This window comes from Bifidobacterium thermacidophilum subsp. thermacidophilum DSM 15837, from assembly GCF_000426425.1.
Classification (GTDB): Bacteria; Actinomycetota; Actinomycetes; order Actinomycetales; family Bifidobacteriaceae; genus Bifidobacterium; species Bifidobacterium thermacidophilum.
On sequence record NZ_AUFI01000006.1, the window covers coordinates 106,127 to 131,007 of the forward strand.

General features: G+C 63.3%; 10 protein-coding genes, 1 tRNA gene and 2 pseudogenes. All 13 read left to right on the forward strand.

Features of this window, described 5'->3' with window-relative positions:
* Positions 1 to 77 precede the first annotated feature (77 nt).
* Positions 78 to 6,375: pseudogene (locus K315_RS0100860) on the forward strand (fatty acid synthase subunit beta domain-containing protein); the annotation flags it as partial.
* Between the two features lie 170 nt (positions 6,376 to 6,545).
* Positions 6,546 to 9,476, forward strand: a pseudogene (locus K315_RS10900) (beta-ketoacyl synthase N-terminal-like domain-containing protein); the annotation flags it as partial.
* A 235-nt stretch (positions 9,477 to 9,711) separates the two neighbouring features.
* On the forward strand, positions 9,712 to 11,145 hold the full coding sequence (locus K315_RS0100865) for a CPBP family intramembrane glutamic endopeptidase (RefSeq protein WP_029575779.1): 1,434 nt from the start codon (positions 9,712 to 9,714) through the stop codon (positions 11,143 to 11,145).
* 77 nt (positions 11,146 to 11,222) lie between these two features.
* Positions 11,223 to 11,732: a holo-ACP synthase gene (locus K315_RS0100870; protein WP_033520312.1), complete on the forward strand. Its 510-nt coding sequence runs from the start codon at positions 11,223 to 11,225 to the stop codon at positions 11,730 to 11,732.
* A gap of 140 nt (positions 11,733 to 11,872) precedes the next feature.
* Positions 11,873 to 13,684, forward strand: coding sequence for an alpha-amylase family protein (locus tag K315_RS0100875; RefSeq protein WP_029575781.1), 1,812 nt, complete (start codon positions 11,873 to 11,875; stop codon positions 13,682 to 13,684).
* 158 nt (positions 13,685 to 13,842) lie between these two features.
* Positions 13,843 to 13,916, forward strand: a tRNA-Gly gene (locus K315_RS0100880).
* An 834-nt stretch (positions 13,917 to 14,750) separates the two neighbouring features.
* Entirely contained in the window at positions 14,751 to 15,392 is a 642-nt protein-coding gene (locus K315_RS09065; protein WP_033520314.1) for a hypothetical protein, read from the forward strand.
* Between the two features lie 159 nt (positions 15,393 to 15,551).
* Positions 15,552 to 15,821: a 30S ribosomal protein S15 gene (rpsO, locus tag K315_RS0100890; protein WP_015451031.1), complete on the forward strand. Its 270-nt coding sequence runs from the start codon at positions 15,552 to 15,554 to the stop codon at positions 15,819 to 15,821.
* A gap of 335 nt (positions 15,822 to 16,156) precedes the next feature.
* A complete protein-coding gene (locus K315_RS0100895; RefSeq protein ID WP_029575783.1) occupies positions 16,157 to 18,775 on the forward strand; it encodes a polyribonucleotide nucleotidyltransferase in 2,619 nt (872 codons plus the stop codon).
* A gap of 453 nt (positions 18,776 to 19,228) precedes the next feature.
* On the forward strand, positions 19,229 to 19,792 hold the full coding sequence (locus K315_RS0100900; protein WP_033520270.1) for a LemA family protein: 564 nt from the start codon (positions 19,229 to 19,231) through the stop codon (positions 19,790 to 19,792).
* A 114-nt stretch (positions 19,793 to 19,906) separates the two neighbouring features.
* Positions 19,907 to 22,096, forward strand: coding sequence for a DUF2207 domain-containing protein (locus tag K315_RS0100905; protein WP_029575785.1), 2,190 nt, complete (start codon positions 19,907 to 19,909; stop codon positions 22,094 to 22,096).
* 17 nt (positions 22,097 to 22,113) lie between these two features.
* Positions 22,114 to 23,610, forward strand: a complete 1,497-nt coding sequence (locus tag K315_RS0100910) for a DUF2207 family protein (RefSeq protein WP_029575786.1) — start codon at positions 22,114 to 22,116, stop codon at positions 23,608 to 23,610.
* Between the two features lie 254 nt (positions 23,611 to 23,864).
* The gene (locus K315_RS0100915) at positions 23,865 to 24,728 is read left to right on the forward strand and encodes an aldo/keto reductase (RefSeq protein ID WP_029575787.1); all 864 of its coding nucleotides are present in this window, start codon (positions 23,865 to 23,867) and stop codon (positions 24,726 to 24,728) included.
* Positions 24,729 to 24,881 lie beyond the last annotated feature (153 nt).

Here is a 24,881-nt window from a genome sequence, read left to right on the forward strand (position 1 = left end):
TCCAACCGTCAATCTCATCAATCAGCACCAATCATCAGCACCACACGAATCGAATGGAAACCAGCAAAGGAACAATAATGACCAGTACGAAACCCTTCCTGTCCAGACTTGCCGACGAACCCCATGCCGTGGTGTTCGGCGGGCAATCCACCCCGTGGACCGCGGCGCTCGCCGATGCGATGGACGACCCGACCCTAGCCGCGGATCTGCATGCCCGGGTGCTCGCCGCCGACCGCCTGCTGACCCCGGTGGCCGCCGACCTGCTCGCGGTGACCGGACACCCGACCGACATCTTCGGATTCAAGCCGTCCGGCGCCTCGCTCGGAGCCGCAGCGGATGCGTCCGTGAGCGTCGAAGGCATCGCGCTCACCCAGCTCGCAGCGATTATCGACGCCGTGCATCTGGGGTACAACCCCGCTTCGAAGCCGGTGGCGCTGCTCGGGCATTCGCAGGGCATCATTGGCGTGCATATGGCCCGCGAACTGCAGCGTGCCGGCTCGCTCGAAGCCGCGCAGGAGCCGATCGACGAAATCCTCGCCGTGGCCCGACTGATCGGCGTCGCCGGCACCCGTCAGGCGCGGCTGCTCGGCCTGCACGCCAAACTCGAAGGCGCAACCCCGATGCTGTCGGTCAAGGGTGCCAACCGCGAGCAGACCGAAACCCTGATTGCGCGCATCCCCGCCACCCGCGGGCCGATCTCCATCGCCGTCGAAAACGCCCCCGACCATCAGGTTCTGTCTGGATACCCGGAGGATCTGGCGCTCTTCGTGCTCGCCGCGGGCAAGGAACACCGCAAGCAGGCGCGTCTGCGCGAGCAGAAGGTGCGCGGCGGCTCGGTGTTCGACCCGACGCTCGAATACCTTGACGTGACGCTGCCGTTCCATTCCCCGCTGATGGCCGATGCCGTCGACCAGACGGTCGTCTGGGCGCAGGCGTGCGGTTTCGATGGGCTGCGCGCTCGCGAACTCGCCGAGGAAGTGCTTATCAACCATGTGGATTGGACAGGCCGCGTGCACAAGCTGCTTGAGTCCACGGATCCGTCCGCATTGTGGATTGTCGATATGGGCCCGGGCACCACTGCCGGCAAGCTGGTCGCCGCACTCGCCCAAGGCAGCGGCGCCGGTGTGGTCGAGGCGGCAAGCACCGCCGACCGTGCCGCGCTGTCCACGCTGACGGGCGACCCCGAACGCCTGCAGAATTGGAAGGCGTACCGTCCGCGCGTCATCCACACGCCCGCCGGTGACCGGATTGCCACGAAATTCAGCGAACTGACCGGCAAACCGCCGATCCTGCTGGCTGGCATGACCCCGACCACCGTGGACCCGCAGATTGTCGCGGCCGCGGCGAACGCCGGATACTGGGCCGAACTCGCCGGCGGCGGCCAGGTGACCGCCGAGGTGCTTGACCGGCATCTGGCCGAGCTCGAGGACGAACTCGAAGAAGGCCGCACGGTCGAATTCAATGCGATGTTCATGGACCGCTACCTGTGGAACCTCCAGTTCGGCACGCAGCGTCTGGTGCCGAAGAAACGCGCGTCCGGCGCCCCGATCGACGGCGTGGTCGTCTCCGCAGGCATCCCGGAGTTCGACGAAGCCAAGCAGCTCATCGCGTCCCTGCGCGCCGACGGCCTGCCGTATGTGGCGTTCAAGCCGGGCACGGTCGACCAGATCCGCCAGGTGGTACGTATCGCCAAGGCGGTCGCCCCGGTCACCATCATCGCCGAGGTCGAAGGCGGTTCCGCCGGCGGCCACCATTCCTGGGAATCGTTGGACGACCTGCTGCTCAACACCTATGCCGACGTGCGTGGCTGCGAGAACCTCGTGCTGGTCGCCGGCGGCGGCATTGGCACGCCGCAACGCGCCGCGGACTACATCTCCGGCCAATGGTCCCGCGCTTACGGGGAGCCCGATATGCCGGTGGACGGCGTGCTCGTCGGCACCGCCGTCATGACCGCCAAGGAGGCGCATACCAGCCCGCAAGTCAAGCGCATGCTCGTCGAAACCCCCGGCATCACGCTCGAACAGGGCGGTGACGACCCGTTCGCCCCACGCGGCGAACGCTGGGTGCCGTCCGGCAAGGTGGTCGGCGGGGTGAGCTCCGGCTTGAGCCATCTGCACGCCGATATCTACGAATTGGAAAATTCGTCCGCGCGCTGCGGCCGTCTGCTGGTCGAGATGATGAAGCACCCCGAGCAGATCGAGCCTCGCCGCGCCGAAATCATCGACGCGCTCGACAAGACCGCGAAACCGTATTTCGGTGACGTTGCCTCGATGACCTACCGCCAGTGGGCTCAGCGTCTCGCCGACCTGTCCTTCCCATGGGCCGACCCGACCTATGCGGACCGCTACCTGCACCTGTTGCAGCGCATCGAGGCCCGCGTGCGCGACCAAGAATCCGGTGAATTCACGCCGTTGTTCGCGGTGCGCGCCGACGTGGAATCCGACCCGCAGCAGGCGCTGAACCGGCTGGGGAAGCGCTACCCGCAGATCGACACGCTTGAGGTTGAGCCGACCGACGCCGCATGGTTCATCACGTTGGTCAACGAATACCCCAAGCCAATGCCGTTCGTCCCGGTGATCGACAACGACCTGCTGCGTTGGTGGGGACGCGACCAGCTGTGGCAGTCCGAAGATCCGCGCTACCGTGCGGACGCCGTGCGCATCATCCCCGGCCCGATTTCGGTGGCCGGCATTACGACCGTCGACGAACCTGTGGCTGATATTCTCGGCCGCTTCGAACACGCCGCGCTGGAACGTACCCAAGCCCAGGCCGCACAGGCGGATGAACCGGCTGCGGACGCGCTCGGCACGCTCGCCGGAGCCACCGACGTGCAGGCCTATGTGCGCAGCTGCCCGAATATCTCCTGGATCGGCCATGTGACCAGCAATCCCGCGTACGGCACGGCTGCGGACGATACGAACTACCGCATCGAACAGGTCGGCACGGATGGCGACAAGACCCTGCTCGACCTTGACATTCACCTCGACACCTTCTGGGACAAGGATCCCGACGGCGGGCTCGGCAAGCATGCGGTGCGCGACATCGTGATTCCGCTCATCGTGGGCGGCGCGGATTGCGGCCGTTTGCCGGTCGTTGACCGCGATCGCCTGCCCGAGCATGTGTACGCGATGCTCGCCGCGGTCGCCGGCATTGGTAACACCGCAATCACCGGTGACAGGCTCGTCGCGATGCCTGAAATCACGCCATCGGATGACACTGAGCGCTACCCCTTCGGCCTGGCACATGCGCAGTACACGCTGTCCGCGAATCTCGGCGTTGACCATGAGGCTGCGACCGCCGGAATCCTGCCGGAAGGCCTCAACGCCTCGCGTATCGCCCCCGACGCGCTGGTCGGACCGGCGTGGCCGGCGATTTACGCGGCACTCGGCTCGGTGAGTGTCGACGGCTATCCGGTTATCGAAGGCCTACTCAACGCAGTCCATCTCGACCATCTCATCGAACTGCAAGTGCCTGAACGCGAGCTGCTGCGCCATACCGGCGAGCAGGTGAGCCTGACCAGCTGGGCGGATCCGTACGCCGAATCCGCCTCCGGCCGCGTGGTTACCATCCATGTGACGCATACCGCCGCCGATGGCACGGTGCTTGCGCATGAGACCGAGCGCTTCGCGATCCGCGGCCGCGCCTACAGCGACGAGCTGCCTGTCGAAGCCCCCGATTACGGCGAATATCTCACTTATCGGGACAATCCGTCTCACAATCCGAACGAGGATGACGCCAAAGAACAGGTCGGCGAACTCACCGAGCCGACCCCGCGTCGTTTGCTGCGCCGCGTCACTGTCCGCGCCCCGCACGAGATGACCGCTTTCGCCCGTACTTCCGGCGATTTCAACCCGATTCACACTTCCGTGCGCGGCGCCGCAATCAGTGGCCTCGACGCCCCACTCGTGCATGGCATGTGGCTGTCCGCCACCGCCCAGCATGTGGTGCAGGCGGCAGATGACAAGGGCATGCACTACGAAATCGCCGGCTGGACCTACAACATGTACGGCATGGTCCAACTGGACGATCAGGTGGAAATCACCGTCGAACGCGTCGGCCATATACGCCATGGCGGCCTGCTGCTCGAAGTCACCTGCCGCATCGACGGCCAGCTCGTCTCGCGCGGCACCGCCGCAACCCGCCCGCCGGTGTCCGCCTTCGTCTACCCAGGCCAGGGCATCCAGAAGCAGGGTATGGTCCTGGACGAACGCGCGAAATCCCCGGCCGCCCGCAAGGTGTGGGAGCGTGCCGACGCCTTGACCCGCAGCAAGCTCGGATTCTCAATCCTCGCCGTCGTGCGTGACAACCCTAAGGAGCTCACCGCCAACGGCGTCACCTACCGGCACCCCGACGGGCTGCTCAATCTCACCCAGTTCACGCAGGTCGCGCTCGCCACGGTCGCGTTCGCCCAGACCGCACGCCTGCGCGAAGCCGGCTGCGACCTGTGGCCGTCCTACTTCGCCGGCCATTCGCTCGGCGAGTACAACGCGCTGAGCTCCTTCGCCGGTATCATCCCGCTGGAAACCGTGCTTGAGCTCGTGTTCCACCGCGGCTCCACCATGCACCATCTCATCGAACGAGACGAACAGGGGCGTTCCAACTACCGGATGGGCGCGCTGCGGCCGAACCAGTTCGGCGTCGGCGATGACGGCGTCGAAGAGTACGTCGAGAGCATCGCCAAGCAGTCCGGCGAGTTCCTGCAGATTGTCAACTACAACCTCGCCGGCCAGCAGTACGCGATTGCCGGTACGATTGCTGGACTCAAGGCTTTGAAGGCGGATGCAGCCCGCCGCGTGGCGGAATACGGTGGCAAACCGGCCTTCATGCTCGTGCCCGGCATCGACGTGCCGTTCCATTCGAGGCTGCTGCGCAAGGGCGTGCCCGAATTCCGCGACAAGCTGGACGCGCTGCTGCCGCAGTACATCGATTACCAGCGTCTGGTCGGCCGGTACATCCCGAACCTTGTGGCAGTGCCGTTCGAGATGACGCGTGATTTCGCGCGCAAGATTCTCGACGTCGTGCCGTCCGAACGCATCAAGGCTGCGCTCGACGACCCGAAGGTGTGGGATTCTTACGCAGCCGACGAGCAGAAGCTCGGCAGACTGCTGCTCACCGAGCTGCTGTCCTGGCAGTTCGCCAGCCCGGTGCGTTGGATTGAGACGCAGGACCTCATGTTCCGCGCTACTGCGCATGACGGGCTCGGCGTTGAGGAATACGTCGAGGTCGGTCTGGGCAACGCCCCGACGCTCGCGAACCTCGGCACGAAGACCCTGCGCCTGCCGCAGTACACCGGCCGCCATGTGACCGTGTACAACGTGGGGCGTGATGAGGGTCGCATCTACATGACCGACACTGATCCGCTCGTCGAAACCGACACCGAGGAAGACAGCGCCGCTCCGGTGACCGCCCCGGCTGCTGCTCCGGCAGCGCAAGCCGCCGCTCCTGCTGCTGTTGCGCCCGCCCCGGCTCCTGCGGCCCCTGCCGCCGCGACCGGCGAACGCCCGGCAGACATCCCATTCCACGCATCCGACGCAATCGCCGCGCTGCTCGCCTACGCGGGCAAGATCCGCCCCGACCAGATTGGCGACAACGACACGACCGACACGCTCACCAACGGCGTCTCCTCGCGCCGCAACCAGCTGCTTATGGATATCAGCTCCGAACTCGGCGTGGCCAGCGTCGATGGCGCCGCCGAAGCGCCGGTCTCCGCGCTGAACAAGCTGGTTGACAAGGTCGCCCCGAATTACAAGCCCTTCGGCCAGGTCTTTGGCGATATCGTGCGCGACCGCATCCGCCATCTGTTCGGTGCGGCCGGCATCAAGCAGGCCCAGGTAGAACAGCGGGTGACCAATACGTGGCAGCTCGGCGAAGGCTGGGCATCCCATGTGCTCGTCGCGCTCGTGCTTGGCACGCGTGACGGGTCGTCCTCGCGTGGCGGGGATCTGGCGACGCTCGGTACCGAAGCCGCCCAGAACCAAGCCGCCGCCAACGCGCTTATCGATGCCGCTGTCCAGCAGGTGGCCGCAAGCCGCAATATCACGGTCGCGCTGCCGTCCGCTTCCGGCGCCGCCTCGGGTGCGGTGGTCGATTCCGCCGCGCTTGACGCCTTCGCCCAGCAGGTCACCGGTTCCACTGGCGTGCTCGCATCCACCGCCCGTTACGTGCTCGACCGGCTCGGCCTGAACACCCCGGCAGCCCAGCCTGAAGATGACGACGATGAGGCGGTTGTCCAAACCGTCGCTGCGGAACTCGGCGCTGATTGGCCCAAGCAGGTCGAACCGCGCTTCGATGCCCGCAAGGCCATCGAATTCGACGACCGCTGGGCTTCTGCCCGTGAGGACCTCGCCCGCCTGTACTACAACGACGACCGGTCGGTCGCGGAGCTGGACTTCACCGGCGCCGGAGACGCGGTCTGCAAGCAGGCCAAGTGGTTCGCCGCCAAGGCCGAGCAGGAGGATCGCCGCGACCTCGCCGCGATCTTCGACACCATCGCCACCCAGGCGCTTGCTGACCCGAAGGCAGACCCTGCGGCATCCCGCTTCGCCGGTGATATCGCCGTCGTCACGGGCGTCGCCCCGCGCTCCATCGCCGCCCAGGTTGTGTGCGGCCTGCTGGCCGGGGGTGCGACTGTCGTCGCCACCTCGCACAGCTTCAAGCCGTCCGTCAAGCAGTGGGCGAAGCGAGCATATCGCACGCATGCTGCCGCGGGAGCCCGTCTGTGGCTTGTCCCCGCGAACCTGTCCAGCTACCGTGATGTCGACGCGTTGGTTGATTGGGTCGGCCACGAGCAGAAGAAGACCTCTGGAGCCACGACCACGGTGATCAAGCCCGCGTACGAGCCCACGTTGTTCTTCCCGTTCGCCGCTCCGCCGGTTCACGGCACCATGGCAGACTCCGGTGAACTGTTCGAATCGCAGGCACGACTCATGCTGTGGGGCGTGGAACGCGCAATCACCGGATTCGCGGCCATCGGCTCGGACACCGACGTGCAGCACCGGCTCCACGTGATTCTGCCCGGCTCCCCGAACCGCGGTATATTCGGCGGCGACGGCGCTTACGGCGAAGTCAAGAGCGCTTTCGATGCGATCGTCAACCGTGCACACGCCGAACGCGTATGGTCCGGCCGTGTCACCTTCGCCCATCCGAAGATTGGCTGGGTGCGGGGAACCGGCCTGATGGGCGGCAACGACCCGCTCGTCGAGGTAGTCGAACGCCACGGGCTGAAGACCTACTCGACCGCGCAGATCGCCGTCAAACTGCTCGACCTGTCCACGAAGGAAGCCCGCGAACAAGCCAAGAAGGCGCCGCTCGACGTGGATCTGACCGGTGGCCTGGGCAGTGAGCCCATCGATATCAGCGCCCTGCGCCGCGAGGCCATGGAAGACGCGAAACGCGCCGAATCGCAAGCCGCCGACGCCTCCAAGGACACGGCAGCCGCCCCCGCGGCCACCATCAAGGCCCTTCCGACGCCGCGCGTGCCCCGCCAGCCCGACATTGACTTGAAGGATTGGACCAACGTCACCGCGCGCCCTGAAGACGAAATCGTCATCGTCTCCGTCGGTGAACTCGGCCCGTGGGGCTCCGGACGCACCCGCGCCCAGGCGGAGCTCGGCATCCACGCCGACGGCAGCGTCGACCTGTCCGCAGGCGCCGTGCTCGAACTCGCGTGGAATATGGGCCTGCTCACGTGGCAGGACAGCCCGAAAGCCGGCTGGTATGACACTGACGGCAACCTGGTCCCCGAGGAAGATATCGCTGAGCGCTACCATGACGAAGTCGTGGCGCGAAGCGGCATCAGGCCTTTCGAGGACGGCATGGGCTCCAACTATCTGCGTGACGGCGAAACCGGCGGCAACGACGAGGAGGAGGCTGAGATCTTCCTCGACCACGACGTCGAATTCTCCGTGCCCACCGAGGACATGGCCCGTGAATACGTCAAGCTTGACGAAGCGCACACCAGCATCCGTGAGGATACCGAAGCCGGAGAATGGGTGGTCACCCGTCATGCCGGCTCGATGATCCGTGTGCCTCGCCGCGCGACCATGACCCGCACGGTCGGCGGCCAGTTCCCGAAGGGCTTCGACCCGCTCAAGTGGGGCATCCCCGCTTCGATGGTCGGCGCTGTCGACCCGATCGCCCTGTGGAACATCGTCACCACGGTGGACGCCTACCTGTCCGCGGGCTTCACGCCGACGGAGATCTTGCAGGCCGTGCACCCCTCCATGGTCGCGGACACACAAGGTACCGGCTTCGGCGGCATGCAATCGATGCGCAAGCTGTACCTTGACCGCTTCCTCAACCATGAGATCCCGACCGACATCCTCCAGGAGGCGCTGCCCAACGTGGTCGCCGCCCATGTGATGCAGTCGTACATCGGCGGATACGGCAATATCGTCCAGCCGGTCTCCGCCTGCGCGACCGCCGCGGTCTCCGTCGAAGAGGGCGCTGACAAGATTGCCCTCGGCAAGGCCGATTTCGTGGTCGCCGGCGCAATCGACGACATCGGCGTCGAATCCGTCATCGGTTTCGGCAACATGAACGCCACCGCCAACGCCCAGGAAATGTACGCCAAAGGCATCGACGCACGCTTCTTCTCCCGCGCGAACGACCGTCGTCGCGGCGGCTTCGTCGAATCGCAGGGCGGCGGCACGATTCTGCTGACGCGCGGCGATATCGCGTTGAAGCTTGGCCTGCCGGTCGCGGGCGTCGTCGGATTCATTCACTCCTATGCGGATGGCGCGCACACCTCAATCCCGGCTCCGGGTCTTGGTGCGCTCGCCGCCGGCATGGGTGGCCGCGATTCCAAGCTCGTGCATGATTTGGCGCGGCTCGGTGTCACTCCGGACGATATCGCCGTGGTCTCCAAGCACGACACGTCCACGAACGCGAACGACCCGAACGAGTCCGAGCTGCACAACACGCTCGCGCACGCCATCGGCCGCACCGAAGGCAACCCGCTGCTCGTCATCTCCCAGAAGAGCCTGACGGGCCACGCGAAGGGCGGCGCCTGCGTGTTCCAGATCAACGGCCTGACCCAGCTGTTCCGCACGGGCATCGTTCCGGCGAACGCTGCGCTCGACTGCGTCGATCCGAAGCTCAAGCGCGACGATTTCATGGTCTGGCCGACCAGCCCGATCAAGGTCGGTCCGGTTAAGGCGGGATTGGCGACATCCCTCGGCTTCGGTCATGTCGGCGGTTTCGTGGCGATTGTCAGCCCCGGTGCCTTCGAGGCCGCGGTCGCGCACACCGCGGGCGATGAGGCGCTCCAAGCGTGGCGCAAGCGCGCGAACAGCCGTCTGGCCGCCGGTCACCGTCGTCTGGAAGAAGGCATGATGGGCCATGCCGCGCTCTACGAGCCCATCGACGAGCGTCACTTCCACAAGGACGGCCACGGCTATGACGCGCATGAAGTCGAGAAGGCCATGCTGCTCGATCCGAACGCCCGTCTGGGGACCGACGGATACTACGAGGCCTGACCTACGCATGAGGCCGGATTGTCTGGACTGCCTGGATTGTCCTGACAATCCGGCCTGCCCGGCGCGTTGATTCCTGCTGCGTCCGCCGACACTGAGCGATTCCTCAGAGTCGGTGGACGCAGCACGCGTGTTATCCCCATGAAACGGTCAGCAGCGACTGCGATGATGACAACACGACGATGACGACAGCGCACGGCAGACTCGCATGCGCGGGGCGCAGCAGGAAAGGGAACACATGAGCGACCAGAGCGATGATGCAGACAAGACTCGCACGAATCGGCCGGAACATGTCGCACCGACCGGTCGGCAGCCGCCGATGATGCAGCCGCAGCAGACCGCGCGGCAGGAATATCAGCCGTATCCGCCGTACCAGCAGGCCCAGCCCTATCAGCAGGTTCCGCCGCTACAGCCATATCCGCAGCCCGCGCCTTCGGCAGCGTCATACCCGAATCCCGCCTATCCGCCCCAGATGCAGGGCACGCCCTACCCGTACCAGCCGTACCCATATCAGGCGTACCCTCCCCAGTCGTACCAGTCGTACCAGCCGTACCCGCCGTATCCGTACCAGACGCACCCCTCAGCACCGCAGCCGCTGCCGCCGTATCAGCAGGTTCCGCCATACCCCTACCCGCCGCAGCCGATGCCACAGGCCCAACAGCCTGCATGGATTCCTCGACGCTTCCTCACCTACGCCCAGCAGGTGCGTCGTGCGGTCGGTCGCGAGGCGCGGCTTGTGCTGTTCTATTGCGTGGTCATGACGGCTGTCGCGCTGGTTGCCCAGATGACCATCGCCACGGTGATGATTCTTCAAGGCACCCCCGAATCGGAGGTGTTCAGTGACGCATTTAGCAATCGGATATCCGGCGCCGTCAGTCTGATCGCCCTCGTCGGATGCGCGATCTACCTGGCCCTCATGCGTTCACACGACCCGTTATGGCACGGCTTGCCGCACGAGCTGCGTCTGGAACTGACCGGGAGCGGCGAACGCGCGCACCGCAAGATGACGCCTGTCGTCTTTCTGCTTGCCATCATGCTGATTCTCGGCGCTTCCGACGTCTACACCTTCATCCTCGAACCGGCGCTTGACTGGCTGTCTGGCCTGTTCGGCTTCCAGCCCAGCACGGCGATGGACAGCATCGACGCCTCGATGGACACGCTCGCCATGGTCCTGTACGCCGGATTCTTCGGCCCGATTATGGAGGAGCTGCTGTTCCGCGGTCTGGTGATGCCTGCGCTCGCCAAGTACGGCAAGGTGTTCTCAATCGTCACCAGCGCGGTCCTGTTCGGTTGCTTCCACACGGATCTGCTGCAAGGCGCCTACGCGATTCTCGTCGGGCTGGTCTTGGGCTATATCGCCGCCGAATACGGGCTGGTGTGGTCGATCGCACTGCATATCACGAATAATTTCGTCTTCTCCGACCTGTTCTCCCGCCTGCTGACGCTGATGCCGGAAAACGCGCAGAACATCGTCGGCTATGGGCTCTACATCGTGGTCGGCGTGGGTTCCCTGCTGTACCTTGTCTTGCGGTTCAGGGATATCCGCGGGTACATGAAGGCCAACCGCAGCCCGCAGGGTACGGTTGCGGCGTGCTGGAGTTCGCCGTGGTTCCTGGTGTTCCTCGGGTTGTCGCTCCTCTTCGCGTTCGTGACCGGATTTACTGCGGTGTGATGATGCGCGATTCGGACGAAACGGCGGTATCGAAGGCGGCGATGACGTCAAGCGTTGCGATGGCGGCGATGACGGCGATGGATGGGCAGGAACCCGGGGGCCGTATTGTCGGCCTCGGCCATGATGTCGTGGCGCTGGACGTTTTCGCCGAACAGCTCGCGGAGCCCGACGGGGGCATGCGCCGGCTGTTCTCGCCGCGCGAACTGCGGCAGAGCGCCTTGCGCGGCCGGCTTAAGGCGGATGGCGACGCTGTGCATCTCGCCGCACGCTGGGCCGGCAAGGAAGCGGTAATCAAGGCGTGGTGCGAGGCGCTGGGGGAGACCTTCCCGCTTCCGTACACCGTGGACAACGTCCCGTGGGCGCGTATTGAGATTCTTGATGATGCCCGTGGGGTGCCGCATGTGGTGCTTGCCGACGATGACGCACGGGCACTGTCCGAGGCCTTGCGCGGTGTCCAACGTGACGTGCCCACAGCGTCGGGTGCCGGCGCACAACCGGGGGAGGGTGCGCGCTGGCGTTGGCATATCTCCCTGAGCCATGACGGCCCGGTCGCCTCGGCGGTCGCGATATTGGTCGTTCGCAGATAGCACCGCTCCCGCGGCGTGGAATCAGTGGAATATCGCCGCATCCGGAGTGTCGCGTTGCCCGGCTCGAACCGGTTCGATATACTGAAAGCCACATGGACCCGAACGAACCGGTCCCGGGATGAGAGACATAGGAGTTTCAGATGGCTGCCAAGCATATCGATACCGTATTCGCCGAGCGCCTCGCGCCGCGTCGCGCCGAACTCGAAGAGTTGTTCCATTCGCTGTACGGCGATTCGCCGGAACTCGCGCATTTTGAACGTGTTATGGCCAAAGCGCACGCCGATCGGCCCGCCGACCTCAAGCGCCTCGACGTCGCCCGTGAGCAGGACCCGCAGTGGTATCGCCGCGGCGACATGTTCGGCATGACTATGTATACCGACCTGTTCGCGGGCAAACTGACCGACCTCGCCAAACATATCGACTATCTCAAAGAGCAACATCTGACCTATCTGCACCTCATGCCGCTGCTAACCATGCCGCATCCGGACAACGACGGCGGCTACGCCATCGAGGATTTCGACACCGTCGACCCGTCCATCGGCACCAATCAGGACCTCGCCGACCTCACTGCGAAACTGCGTAAGGCCGGCATCAGCCTGTGCCTTGATTTCGTCATGAACCACACTGCGTCCACCCATCGCTGGGCGAAAGCCGCGCAAGCGGGCGACCCCGAATATCAGGACTACTACTTCTGCTATGACGACCGCACCATCCCCGACCAGTATGATGCCGTCGTCCCACAGGTCTTCCCGACCGCCGCGCCCGGCAACTTCACATGGAACGAGCGCATGGGCAAATGGGTCATGACCCAGTTCTACCCGTTCCAATGGGACCTCAACTACCGCAACCCCAAGGTCTTCGTCGCCATGATGTCCAGCCTGCTGCATTTGGCCAATCTCGGCGTCGAAGTCTTCCGCATCGACGCGGTGCCGTACATCTGGAAGCAGCTCGGCACCAACTGCCGCAACCTGCCGCAGGTCCACACCATCGTGCGTATGATGCGCATCATGTCCGAAATCGTCTGCCCAGCCGTCGTGTTCAAAGGTGAGGTCGTCATGGCCCCCAAGGAGCTCGCCGCCTACTTCGGTACTCCCGAAAAGCCCGAATGCCACATGCTGTACAACGTGTCCGTCATGGTCAACTTGTGGAGCGCGCTTGCCAACGGCGATACCCGGCTGCTGAAAACCCAGATCGACAAGCTCGACGCGCTGCCCGGCAACTGCTGGTTCGTCAACTATCTGCGCTGCCATGACGACATCGGCTGGGGCCTGGACGAGGATGTCGAACGCCAGCTTGGCATCGACCCGCTCAAGCATAAGGAATTCCTGTACCACTTCTATGAGGGCATGGTGCCTGGCAGCTGGTCGATGGGTGAGCTGTACAACTATGATCCGGCGTCCGGCGACGCGCGTAGCTGCGGCACCACGGCGAGCCTGTGCGGCATCGAACGGGCGATCATCACGCATGACCGGCCGCTGTACGAGCGCTCAATCCAGCGTGACCTGCTTATGCATCACGCGATGGGCTTCCTGCGTGGGTTCCCGATGCTCAACTGCGGCGACGAAATCGGTCAGCTCAACGGCTGGGATTATAAGGAAGACCCGGACCGTGTCGCTGACAGTCGCAATCTGCACCGCAGCAAGTTCAGCTGGAAGAACGCCGCGAAGCGCGATGTCCCCGGAACCTTGCCGAACCGGCTGTGGGAAGGCATGGCGGATGTGCGGCAGATGCGCTCGGACCCCTGCTTCGCCCCCGACGCTTGGGTGACGACGTGGGACGCGCATGATGACGGCGTTCTCGCGATGGTCCGGCAGGCGGGCAGGCGCACGCTGCTTGGCGTGTTCAATTTCGCGAACCGCGACGCTACGGCGACGCTGGACAGTATCGAGGGGGTGAGCCTGCCGCGCACGGTGGCGCTCAAGCCGTACGAGTGGAAAATCGAGGTCTGCTGACGCGGTTTGTTGCTGCGGCCGATACGGTCGTCAATCTGCCTGTGGTGTGAGCCGGCTGTCGCATGACATCGATGGAAGATCTGCGGCGCGCGGCGCGTCGTCGCGGTTTCGTGTATAATGACACGAGTTGCGCCGTATGCTTGCAGATGGTGCGATACGCGGATGTAGCTCAATGGTAGAGCCTCAGTCTTCCAAACTGATTACGCGGGTTCGATTCCCGTCATCCGCTCCACAAGCCCCGGAATCCCGGGGCTTTTCCATTCCCGCGCAGCCGCCCTCCCTCCCCAAACTGGTTACGCTGGGAGCGCTGTTGGCGTCGCCAGTGTTTGTGCGACTTCGCGGTCCGGTATGCCGGCACCGGCCTTGGCACAGTCGGAGAAGGCGAGTCTCAATATCTCGCGTTTGGACGCCGATTTGGCGAGTTGTTCAGGAAAAGTCGGAAAAACTCGCGTCTGACACCTGATTTCGTGAGAAATTGAGATTTTGCAAGGTGATCAAAGCGGCGGCCAATCTTGAGAATCCAGCAATATCAACGGTTTCGAGGTGCCGGCAGTCTCGTGTGCCACGCGGGAGATCTGCAAAAATCGGCAAACAGCACGGTTGACGAGAGATGTTGAGACTTTTCTCTCAATATCTCGCCGTCACACGCTGATTCGCGCAGATGTTGAGATTTTGTCTGTCCTGATTGCCTGACGATAAGGGAGTGAATGTGACGATGCCCTGCCCCGATTCGTGCGCATCCATCCGGCATGCGGCATACTAGAGTGGATAGCGAAACAACGCGTGTGGCCATCGCGCCGCATGTCCGGACAAGCGGAGGCAATGGATGGCGGAGACGAGCCCACACAACAACGCAAACGCGGGCGGGGCGAACACTGACGTGATCGATATGGATGCGACCAAGGCGTCGGACCGCGTCATTGACCTCTCCGATGCGGGCGATGCGGACAAAGCGGCCGTCCCCTCTACGACCGGCGACGCAGACGATGCCGCCACCCCCTCCTCGGCGCCGGCCACCACTGCCGATTCCAGCACCGCTCCGGACGAATCGAATACCGCGACCGAAATCGTGCGGGGGAAGGTCGAACACGTGGATGTGTCCAAACATCCCGAACCCACCATCCCAGACAGCGATTTGTCGTTGGCAGATATCGAACGCAGCAAGTCACATCCGGTGCAATGGGCGGTGTTCGCAATATTGCTGCTCTTGGCCATCATCGTGCCGTATGGCATCGGCCGTGATATCGCCGTGCGCAATACCTCCGATTTGGTCGCCGCGGTCAGCAAGCTGTCTGTGCAAGGGGTCATGTTCATCTCTTGGCTGGTCACGGTGCTCGCGTTCACGGGTCTCGGCATGTTGATTGTCGATTCGCGCCGTTGGCTGTGGCGAGTGGTGTTCGTGCTCGGGGTCATCGCCGAGCAGTTCATCGCGGGCATGTGCCTGTTGCGATTCAATTTCTGGTATTCGACGTATGTCGTGTATGGTTCGGACGCGCCGCTGGCGAACGCCGCGAACCTCGGGATCATGGCGGCGGGCGCCGCGGTGGCGGTCTACGCGCTGGTGTTCGTCGGTCTGCTGGTCGCGATCCGAAAGGATTCCCCGCTCAACGCGCTCACGCACAGCTGGGCTTCACTCACCATGTTCTTTGTGATTGAGGTGGCCGCGTTGTGCATCGTGATGTTCGGCGGCCTGCTCGAGGCGGTTTGAACGAGGCGGTTTGAACGTCGATACATCGTTGACGTCGCCATGCCATAGGTTTTCCATACCTTGGTTTACAATTATATTTTGGCGTGTTTCGCCCGCGGATAGAGAGCGCTCCGGCATTGGGCCGGCGGCACCGCGCAGCTAGAACCCAAGGAGGAAGCCGTGGCACTTACGGCTCAGGACAAGCAGGAAATCATCAGCAAGTACGCGACGCACGAAGGCGACACCGGTTCCCCGGAGGTCCAGGTTGCACTGCTGACCAAGCGCATCACCGATCTGACCGAGCACCTCAAGACCCACAAGCACGATCATCATTCGCGCCGTGGTCTGCTGCTCATGGTCGGCGACCGTCGTCGTCTGCTTGACTATCTCAAGCGCGAGGACATCGATCGTTACCGTTCCCTGATCGACCGTCTCGGCCTGCGTCGATAGAAGGCTTACGCCCGTGCCTTGTGCGCGGGCGCTCGTATATCACGCTCGAACTCATAAACGTCCCGCCCACAGGGGGCGGACCGATGTCGGCGGCGGTAGGCAGCATGGCAGCGCCTGTCGCCGTCTTCGAGGCAAGACAACACCGGGGGCCGGCGGGGGCATGCACGGGGTGCGATGCCGCAAGCGAAAAGTCAACGAGTAAGTGAATAATGGAACTGACGTTCTGACACGAGGAAAACGAAGGATTCGCGGCCAGGTATGCCGCGTGACACGCAAGGCCTGCGTCAGGTCAGTAATGGTTTAGGTAGATAGATAATCAAACAAAGGAGGAACCCTTGGAGGGTCCCGAAATCAAGGCCGTAGAGGCCGTAATCGACAATGGTTCATTTGGCAAGCGCACGTTGCGTTTCGAGACGGGTCGTCTCGCCCAGCAGGCGGATGGGGCTGTGGCCGCCTATCTTGATGATGATTCGATGGTCCTGTCCACCACCACGGCTGGCTCCAGCCCGAAGGAGAACTACGACTTCTTCCCGCTGACCGTTGACGTGGAAGAGAAGATGTACGCCGCGGGCAAGATCCCGGGCTCCTTCTTCCGCCGTGAGGGCCGCCCGAGCTCCGAGGCGATTCTCGCCTGCCGTATCATCGACCGTCCGCTGCGCCCGCTGTTCCCGCACACGCTGCGCAACGAAGTGCAGGTCGTGGAGACCGTGCTCGCCGTCAACCCTGACGATGCCTACGATGTGCTTGCCCTGAACGCCGCATCCGCGTCCACCATGATTTCCGGCCTGCCGTTCGAAGGTCCGGTTTCCGGCGTGCGTCTCGCCCTGATCGATGGCCAGTGGGTCGCCTTCCCGCGCTGGAGCGAGCGTGAGCGCGCGGTCTTCGAGATCGTCGTCGCCGGCCGTGTGGTCGAGAACGGTGATGTCGCAATCGCCATGATCGAGGCCGGTGCCGGCAAGAATGCCTGGCACCTCATCTATGACGAGGGCCAGACCAAGCCGGACGAGGAAGTCGTCGCCGGCGGTCTTGAGGCCGCCAAGCCGTTCATCAAGACGATTTGCGAAGCGCAAAACGAGCTCAAGGCCAAGGCTCCGAAGCCGGCCAAGGAGTTCCAGCTGTTCCCGGAGTACACCGAGGACCTCTACAACCGCATCGATGAAATCGCCCACTCCCAGCTCGACGAAGCCCTGTCCATCGCGGAAAAGCTGCCTCGTCAGGAGCGCATCCACGAAATCAAGGAACAGGTGCGCGAGCAGCTGGCCAACGAGTTCACCGACATGGACGACGCCGAGAAGGAAAAGGAACTCGGCAACGCGTTCAAAGAGCTACAGCGCCAGATTGTGCGCCGCCGCATCCTGACCCAGGACTACCGCATCGACGGCCGCGGCCTGCGCGACATCCGCACCCTGTCCGCCGAAGTGGACATCGTGCCGCGCGTGCACGGCTCCGCCCTCTTCCAGCGCGGCGAAACCCAGATCCTGGGTGTCACCACGCTCGGCATGCTCAAGATGGAACAGCAGATCGACGCGCTGAGCGGCCCGCAGTCCAAGCGGTACATGCACAACTACGAGATGCCGCCGTATTCGACCGGCGAGACCGGCCGTGTCGGCTCCCCGAAGCGCCGCGAGATTGGCCATGGCGCTCTCGCCGAGAAGGCCCTCGTGCCGGTGCTGCCGAGTCGCGAGGAGTTCCCGTACGCCATCCGTCAGGTCTCCGTGGCCATTGGCTCCAACGGTTCCACTTCCATGGGCTCCGTGTGCGCCTCCACTCTGTCGCTGCTGGCCGCCGGCGTGCCGCTGAAGGCCCCGGTTGCGGGCATCGCGATGGGCTTGGTTTCCGGTGATGTTGACGGCCAGCACATCTACAAGACGCTGACCGACATTTTGGGCGCTGAGGACGCGTTCGGCGATATGGACTTCAAGGTGGCTGGCACTTCTGAGTTCATCACCGCGTTGCAGCTGGACACCAAGCTCGACGGCATTCCGGCCGACGTGCTCGCCGCCGCCATGCAGCAGGCGAAGGAAGCCCGCGCCACGATTCTCGACTTGATCAACGAGTGCATCGACGGCCCGGCCGAGATGAGCCCGTTCGCTCCGCGTATCATCACCACCAAGGTGCCTGTCGACAAGATCGGCGAGGTCATCGGTCCGAAGGGCAAGATGATCAACCAGATTCAGGAGGACACCGGCGCTGAGATCACCATCGAGGACGACGGCACCGTCTACATCTCCTCCGAGGGCGGCGAGACTGCCGAGAAGGCGAAGGGCATCATCGATTCCATCGCCAACCCGCATGTCCCTGAACCGGGCGAGGTCTACAACGGCAAGGTCGTTAAGACCACCAGCTTCGGCGCGTTCGTGAACCTGACCCCGGGCAGCGACGGCCTGCTGCACATCTCCCAGGTGCGTAACCTCGCCAACGGCGAGCGTATCGACGCCGTTGAAGACGTGCTCAAGGAAGGCGACACCGCCGAGGTCGTCGTGCAGGGTGTTGATGACCGCGGCAAGATCTCCCTGGCCATCCCCGGTTTCGAGGACCAGGAGTCTTCGGCTCCACGTTCCGCCGGTCGCGGGCGTGACGAGCGTCGTGGCGGCGGCCGTGGCCGTCGTGACGAGGGCGAGGACCGCGGATATCGCGGTGGCCGTTACGATGACGACCGCCGTCCGTCTCGCCGCAGCCGTGACGACCGTTATGATGACGAGCGTCCGTCTCGTCGTTCCCGTGATGATCGTGATGATGAGTATGATGATCGTCCGCGTCGTGGCCGTCGTTCCGAGCGTTCGGAGCGTGACGATCGTGGTGGCCGTGGCTATCGTGGCGGCCGTCGTGACGACCGCAACCCGCGCTACGCAGCGGATGACCACTATGACGAGTATCGCGCCGACCGCGAGGAGCGTCATGAGCGTCCGCGCCGCCGTGTGCGCCGCGATTTCGATCCGTTCGAAGAGGACTGATCGCGCATCGGTTCGGTTTCGTGCCGGAACGCCTGCACATGGCATGATCGTCCGGTTCAGCTGAACTGATTGTGGCTAATCGATTGATTGGCTGATTGGGCCGTCGGGAGTATTTCCCGGCGGCCCTTTTGCATGGAATGTCTTGTACTCTCAACGTCGTGTGCCCTGAACGTCTTGGGTATGGAAGGTCCTAGCACCTGAACGTCCTGCGCATAGAACGTCCTGTGCCGCCGCAGCCGTGGCGCTCCCTTTCACAAACTGTCTACGCTGACAGGCGGTTTAGGGTCACCAGTTTGGGAAGTACGATGTTCTCGATGGGTAGGCATAAGTCCTCGATGGGCAGACCGCAAGCATCCGAGGAATTAGCCATTGGTACAAGCCTTCTGAGATACTGGTATTGCAGGCTGTCCCTGCCGGGCTCGAGAGACCCCGATGTCTTCGAAGGAGAGAACGATGGTGTGGATCATCATTGCCGTCATCGTGCTGCTGATTATTGTGTGGATGATCAGCGCCTACAACAATCTGGTCACCCTGCGCAACCGGGTCAAGAACGGCTGGGCACAGATTGATGTCCAGCTCAAGCAGCGTGCCGATCTGGTGCCGAATCTGGTGGAAACCGTCAAGGGGTACGCCGCCCATGAAACCCAGGTACTCACGCGGGTCACCGAGGCTCGCGCGAAGGCCGTCGCCGTGGCCGCCGACAAGCAGGCGGGTACTGCGGAACGCATCGCCGCGGAGAACGAGCTGACCCGCGCCCTGTTCAACCTGCAGGCCACCGCTGAGGCGTATCCGCAACTTCAAGCGAATCAGAACTTCATGGATCTGCAACACCAGCTGCAGGATCTCGAGCAGAAGATCGCCTACGCGCGTCAGTTCTACAACGATGTCGTCATGAAGCTCAACAACGCAATCGAGACCTTCCCGAGCAATATCGTGGCCGGCCTGTTCCACTTCGAGCAGGCGGATTACTTCCAGGTGGACGACGCCTCCAGGCTTGCCCCGCAAGTGAAGTTCTGAGCCGGACTGATAGAGGCTCACAGGTAGGTTTCCCGGGCGGTTCACGCAGCTTGCAGTGCCGTGGACCGCACGGATTGTCATCGTGGATTGTCGAGGATTGTCGGAAGGGCAAATATGCAGAACCGGGGTAAGACTTGGCTGAAGACCATTGCTATCATGGTCGCGGTGACGTTGGTCGCCGCCGCCGCGTTGGTCTTGACGACTGGTTGGACCAGCTCCCCGGATCTGTCGTATCGGAGCGTGGACTATCAGGTCAAGGTGATGGCCAACGGTGACCTGCGCATCACCGAGCATATCGATGTCAAGCTCCAGAACCGTGACAAGCCTTGGCGACAACTGTATCAGCGCTACACGTTGGATCCCGACAAACTCACCGCGATTACGGACATCAGCGTGCGCAACACCACTGCCGGGGTGAGCTATTCGCAGGCAGACCCCATCATCGCCGGCTCGCAGACCGTTTCCCAGTGGGACAGCCAGTATGCAGGGCACTGGTATATCGGTACTGTCGACTCCAGTGACTCGCTGCAACAGTACGATCCCGCCTCCACAACCAACGGCACCGTGGAGCTCGGCTGGAATATTCCGGCGGTCAATGCCGCCGACAGCATCGGCTTCGATATTTCTATGACGTTCAAAGGCGTCGCCACGGCATATGACGATGTCGCTGCATTCCAGTGGGAGCCCGTGGGCGAATCAAACAGCGTCCCGATCGGCAAACTGACCGGTACCGTCACCTTCCCGGAGGGAATCAGCGAGAAGAACTCGTGGGCGTGGCTGCATTATGAGGGCACATCAACCACTTTTCGCGGCAAGGGCGGGTCGCTCAATTTCACCGCATACGACGTGAAATCCGGCATGTATCTCGATCTGGTCACCATGTACGACGTGTCGGCGACCAAAGATGTCGCTCGTCATGCCAGCGGCGAATACCGCAGCACACTGATGAGCACGGAACAGCGCAAAGAGCAGGAGTGGAACTCGAAACGCAAGGTGGAAGCCGCGCTGCTGATTGCCAAGATTGCGCTCGCCGGGATCATCGGCATTCTGATCATGCTCTGCCTAATCATGGCGATCATCCGCAGCAAGCGCAAAGCGGCGTTCCCCCAAGACCCCGGATACCGCCGCGATCCGCCGGATATGAGCCCGAACAATGCCGCGCAGCTCAATGGGGTGATTGAGCACATCTCCTCCGATCAGACCCAGTCGCGCGCGTTGACCGCTACCATGCTTTCGCTCGCCTCGAAACACGCCATCAGGATTCTGCCCGGTTCGGCGGCCGCGTATGGCGCCATCGACGTGTCCCATCCGGACGGCGCAACCGTGTCATCCTACGTCAACACCCCGCAGGTGGCCGCATCCGTGGCGTCGGGCTCGTCCGACAACGTGACAATCGCCATCGAACCCAGCAGCTATGACCCTGCGTATCGTGCCACGTTGAACCTGTGTGAGTCGGAGAGCGCGCTGCTTGACTACTTGCAACTGGTGGGCGAACACCACGCGTCCCGCGTGTTCGATATGCAGCAGATGCGCACCATGATGAATGACTGGGAGGAGGGCGCCAGGAAGCTACAGGACCTGAAACTCAAGTTCACTCTGGAGTACGGCAAGCTCAACGCGTCCACCTCATACGGCGGCTGGAGCAATCTCGTGGCTTGCCTGAGCCTGGTATATGCGATTGTGTGTCACAACATGTTTGCCGGCAACCTGTTCCTGCAACTCGTGACCGTCTTGCCGGTCGCCTGCTGCATCGGCGCGTACATCGGCCTCATACAGCAACAGGTGCTCACCGACAAGGGCAAGGCGCTGGCCACCCAGATCGACGCGTTCAAACGCTATCTCACCGATTTTAGTGATTTCAAGGATCGCGGCGCTGCCGATCTCGCCTTGTGGGACCGGTATCTCGTGTATGCGGCGGCGTTCGGATTATCCGAGGTAGTCATGCGGCAACTGGCCCAGGCTGCCCCCGAGCTGTCCGATGCACGATGGCTTGACGAGAACGCCACCGATTCGCTGCTGTACTGGATGTACCGTCCGAGCCTGTGGTCCTTCAACTTCGGGCCGAATGCGGGCGCTGCGTTCGCCGGTGCGGCGGCAGTCGCCTCGTTCACGCCATCGTCCTTCACTGATCTGGGCGACCAGCTGAGTGCCGGATTCGCCCAGGTATCGGATGCCGCGCAGACCTTGCTCGCCCCGGCAAGCTCGTCGTCGGGCGGCGGCTTCTCAGGTGGTGGTTTCTCCGGTGGCGGCGGCTTCGGCGGCGGTGGCGGCGGAGCCGGCGGCGGGAGCTTCGGCGGCCGCTGACGTCGAAGCAATATACGATGAATACCGTTGACGCTGGCGGCAGGTCAGACCATACGCTGGATTGGCTGTCGGCCATGCCGTTGCTGCATATGCTCGAGCATCATCGGGTGCTGCGCGGGGTGCTCGCGGGTGTCATCGCGCTTGCGCTCAGTATCGCGTTGATGCTGTCTATGATGGGCGCCCGGTTCCGTTCCGACGTGTTGCGGGCCGTGAGCAGTGCGGCGCCGCCGACCTTGTCGGCAGGCGAATTGAATCTGCTTGCGCTGTGTGTCGTCCTCGCGGTGGCCGGTCTTGCGTCCATGGTCGTCGCCGCCTTGAGCGCACGCGTGGTGAAAAGCATCGGGTATTGGCGTCAGGAACCGGATGTCAGTCCGGCGAGCGCTGCTTGGATCCGCGGCATGATGAACGGGCGAGATTGGTCCAGTGTGCTTCCCCGTGCGCTGGCTGCGTCGGTGCTGTCGCTTGCTTCCAAAGGCGCGATCGCGCTGCTGCCTGGGAATGTGGGTCGTAACGCCACCGCCGGGGCGGCGGGCGGGAAGCAAACTGCCGGCCATCCAGGCGGGTACATCGCCGACGCTTACGGCAATCCCTGCGCTTCCGTCGCATTCGCTGACGTACCGGGCGCGCAGGTCGTCGATGCGATGCCGGGTCAAACGTTCACGCCAGTGTCGCCGCAGCCGCCCACCCCAACAGGGGTGCCCGGACCGGCAGTTGCCGTCACGCCCTCACCGTATGCTCCGGCCGATTCTGATACATCCCCCGGCAAGACAACGCCTGACCCCATTCATCGCGTAGAAGACGGCTGGCTGGGATTTGACGGCCCCGAGGGCAGCGTCACCACCATCGTGATCCTGCCCGCTGCTCACGATCCGCACCTTGCCCTGTACGACAGCGAAATGGCCGCGCTTGATGTTTTGGAACGCGTGGCGCACCATAAGGGCGTCACGATGTTCGACACCTCGCAGATGCGTGAAACATACCGCAATTGGGGTGACGGCACGCAGGCACTCACCGGTTTCTCTGATCGCATGCGGCTGGAATTCCGCGGTTTGCATGCCACCCATCGCGTGGGGCGGCTCGCGCTGGTATGTGGGCTGGTGCTGCTGCCTGTCTCGTTCGCCGCATTAGCTGTGCTGATGGCACAAGGTCTGATTGCATTGCTCCCGGCGGTGACGATGGTGCTTGCCGTGACGATGCTGCTCGGCACGAATCGGTACGGTTTGACGTATACCGGTCGCTACTATGCGACCCAGGTCAACGGTCTTGCCGACTATCTTGAGGATTTCGGCGAGTTCAAGGATCGTGACATCCCTGATTTGAAGTTGTGGAACCGTTATCTGGTGTTCGCCGCCGCCTTCGGTATCGCCAATAAGGCACTGTGGCGTGGCCGGGACACGATTCCGATTGTTATCGACGAGCAGGAGTTTGAGGACCAGTTCACCTTTGTCGGCATGGCGTTGGACGCAGGCGTTGACCATGCCATCAACCTGTGGAATTGGCTGTTCGGTGACTGACCAAGGCATCCAAAGTAGCAGGCGTCAGAATCCACGGTACCGGTGGATCCGCTGACAGAATCGCCCTGCGTGATTACCGTGCCATTGCTACCTACTCACTGCGAAATCACCGCGAAATCCATATCCGCCCGTAGGCTGGAACTGATTGCGTCAAGCGGCGACAGGCGAATCGGTGCCGAGGCCGCTTGGCCGACGGACACGTTGTCCGGCAGCCGCCTGCCATGAGGGTATGCGGTGTCCGCGAAGGAGGATTCATGACGTTATTCCGTGATCTGGGACCGTTCCACACCACCGCCATCGGGCATGGCGAAATGCCACTGACCATCGAGAACAACCGCGGGCATGCGGTCGGCATCGAGACGCTGCATGCCTCCCTCGACGCAGGCTGCCGCCATATTGACACCGCGTGGGCGTATTACACACCCGGCGAGGAGGAGCAGACCGGCGAGAAGCTGGTGCGTGAGGCGCTGGACACGTGGAACGGCCCGCGTGACGAGGTGCTGGTCGCCACCAAGGTGGGGTTGCGCCGCGCATGGGACGGCGACAAGCCGATCTGGCCGCGTGACGGCAAGCCGGAGCATCTCATCGAATACGGCAAGCAGTCGGCGCAGGCGCTCGGCGTGGACGCGATCGACCTGCTGTACCTGCACCGCCATGACCCGGAGGTCCCGTACGAGGAGTCCTGCGAAGGCATCAAGGCGCTGCTCGACCAGGGTGTGGCCAAATGGGCGGGGGTGTCGAACGTCACTATCGAACAGCTGGATATCGCCCGGCGCGTGTTGGGCGACAAGCTGGTCGCCGTGCAGAACCAGTATTCCCCGATTCATATGGAAACCCAAGACATGATGGATTACTGTGCGAAGCTCGGTCTCGCATTCGTGTGTTGGAGTCCGCTTGGCGGGTATCGCCACCCCTACGACGAGCATCTGTTCGACCCGTTCCGTGAAGTCGCCGCGAAGCATGGTGTCAGCTACCAGCGGGTGGTGCTCGCGTGGGAGCTCGCCAAGGGCGACCACATGTTCGTGATTCCGGGCGCGCATCGACCCGAAACCATCCTTGATTCGCTCAAGGCCGACGAACTCGAGCTCAGCCCCGACGAACTCGCCTATCTCGGCTGAGCTGGTCTCCAGCATCTGCTGTCTTCCACAAACTGGTTACGCTGAGGGGCTTGTCAGCGTAAGCAGTTTGTGGAATGGAGTGATTCGTGGGGAGGCGGTTCTGGGGAAAAGACGCTGCGGGACGTTGCAGGACGTGTCATCGCGGCGAGGTTG

Excerpts from the sequence above, each read along its gene's own strand:
- K315_RS0100865 (WP_029575779.1), top strand. The coding sequence starts at position 9,712 with ATGAGCGACCAGAGCGATGATGCAGACAAGACTCGCACGAATCGGCCG.
- K315_RS0100870 (WP_033520312.1), top strand. The coding sequence starts at position 11,223 with ATGGATGGGCAGGAACCCGGGGGCCGTATTGTCGGCCTCGGCCATGAT.
- K315_RS0100875 (WP_029575781.1), top strand. The coding sequence starts at position 11,873 with ATGGCTGCCAAGCATATCGATACCGTATTCGCCGAGCGCCTCGCGCCG.
- K315_RS0100900 (WP_033520270.1), top strand. The coding sequence starts at position 19,229 with ATGGTGTGGATCATCATTGCCGTCATCGTGCTGCTGATTATTGTGTGG.
- K315_RS0100905 (WP_029575785.1), top strand. The coding sequence starts at position 19,907 with ATGCAGAACCGGGGTAAGACTTGGCTGAAGACCATTGCTATCATGGTC.
- K315_RS0100910 (WP_029575786.1), top strand. The coding sequence starts at position 22,114 with ATGAATACCGTTGACGCTGGCGGCAGGTCAGACCATACGCTGGATTGG.
- K315_RS0100915 (WP_029575787.1), top strand. The coding sequence starts at position 23,865 with ATGACGTTATTCCGTGATCTGGGACCGTTCCACACCACCGCCATCGGG.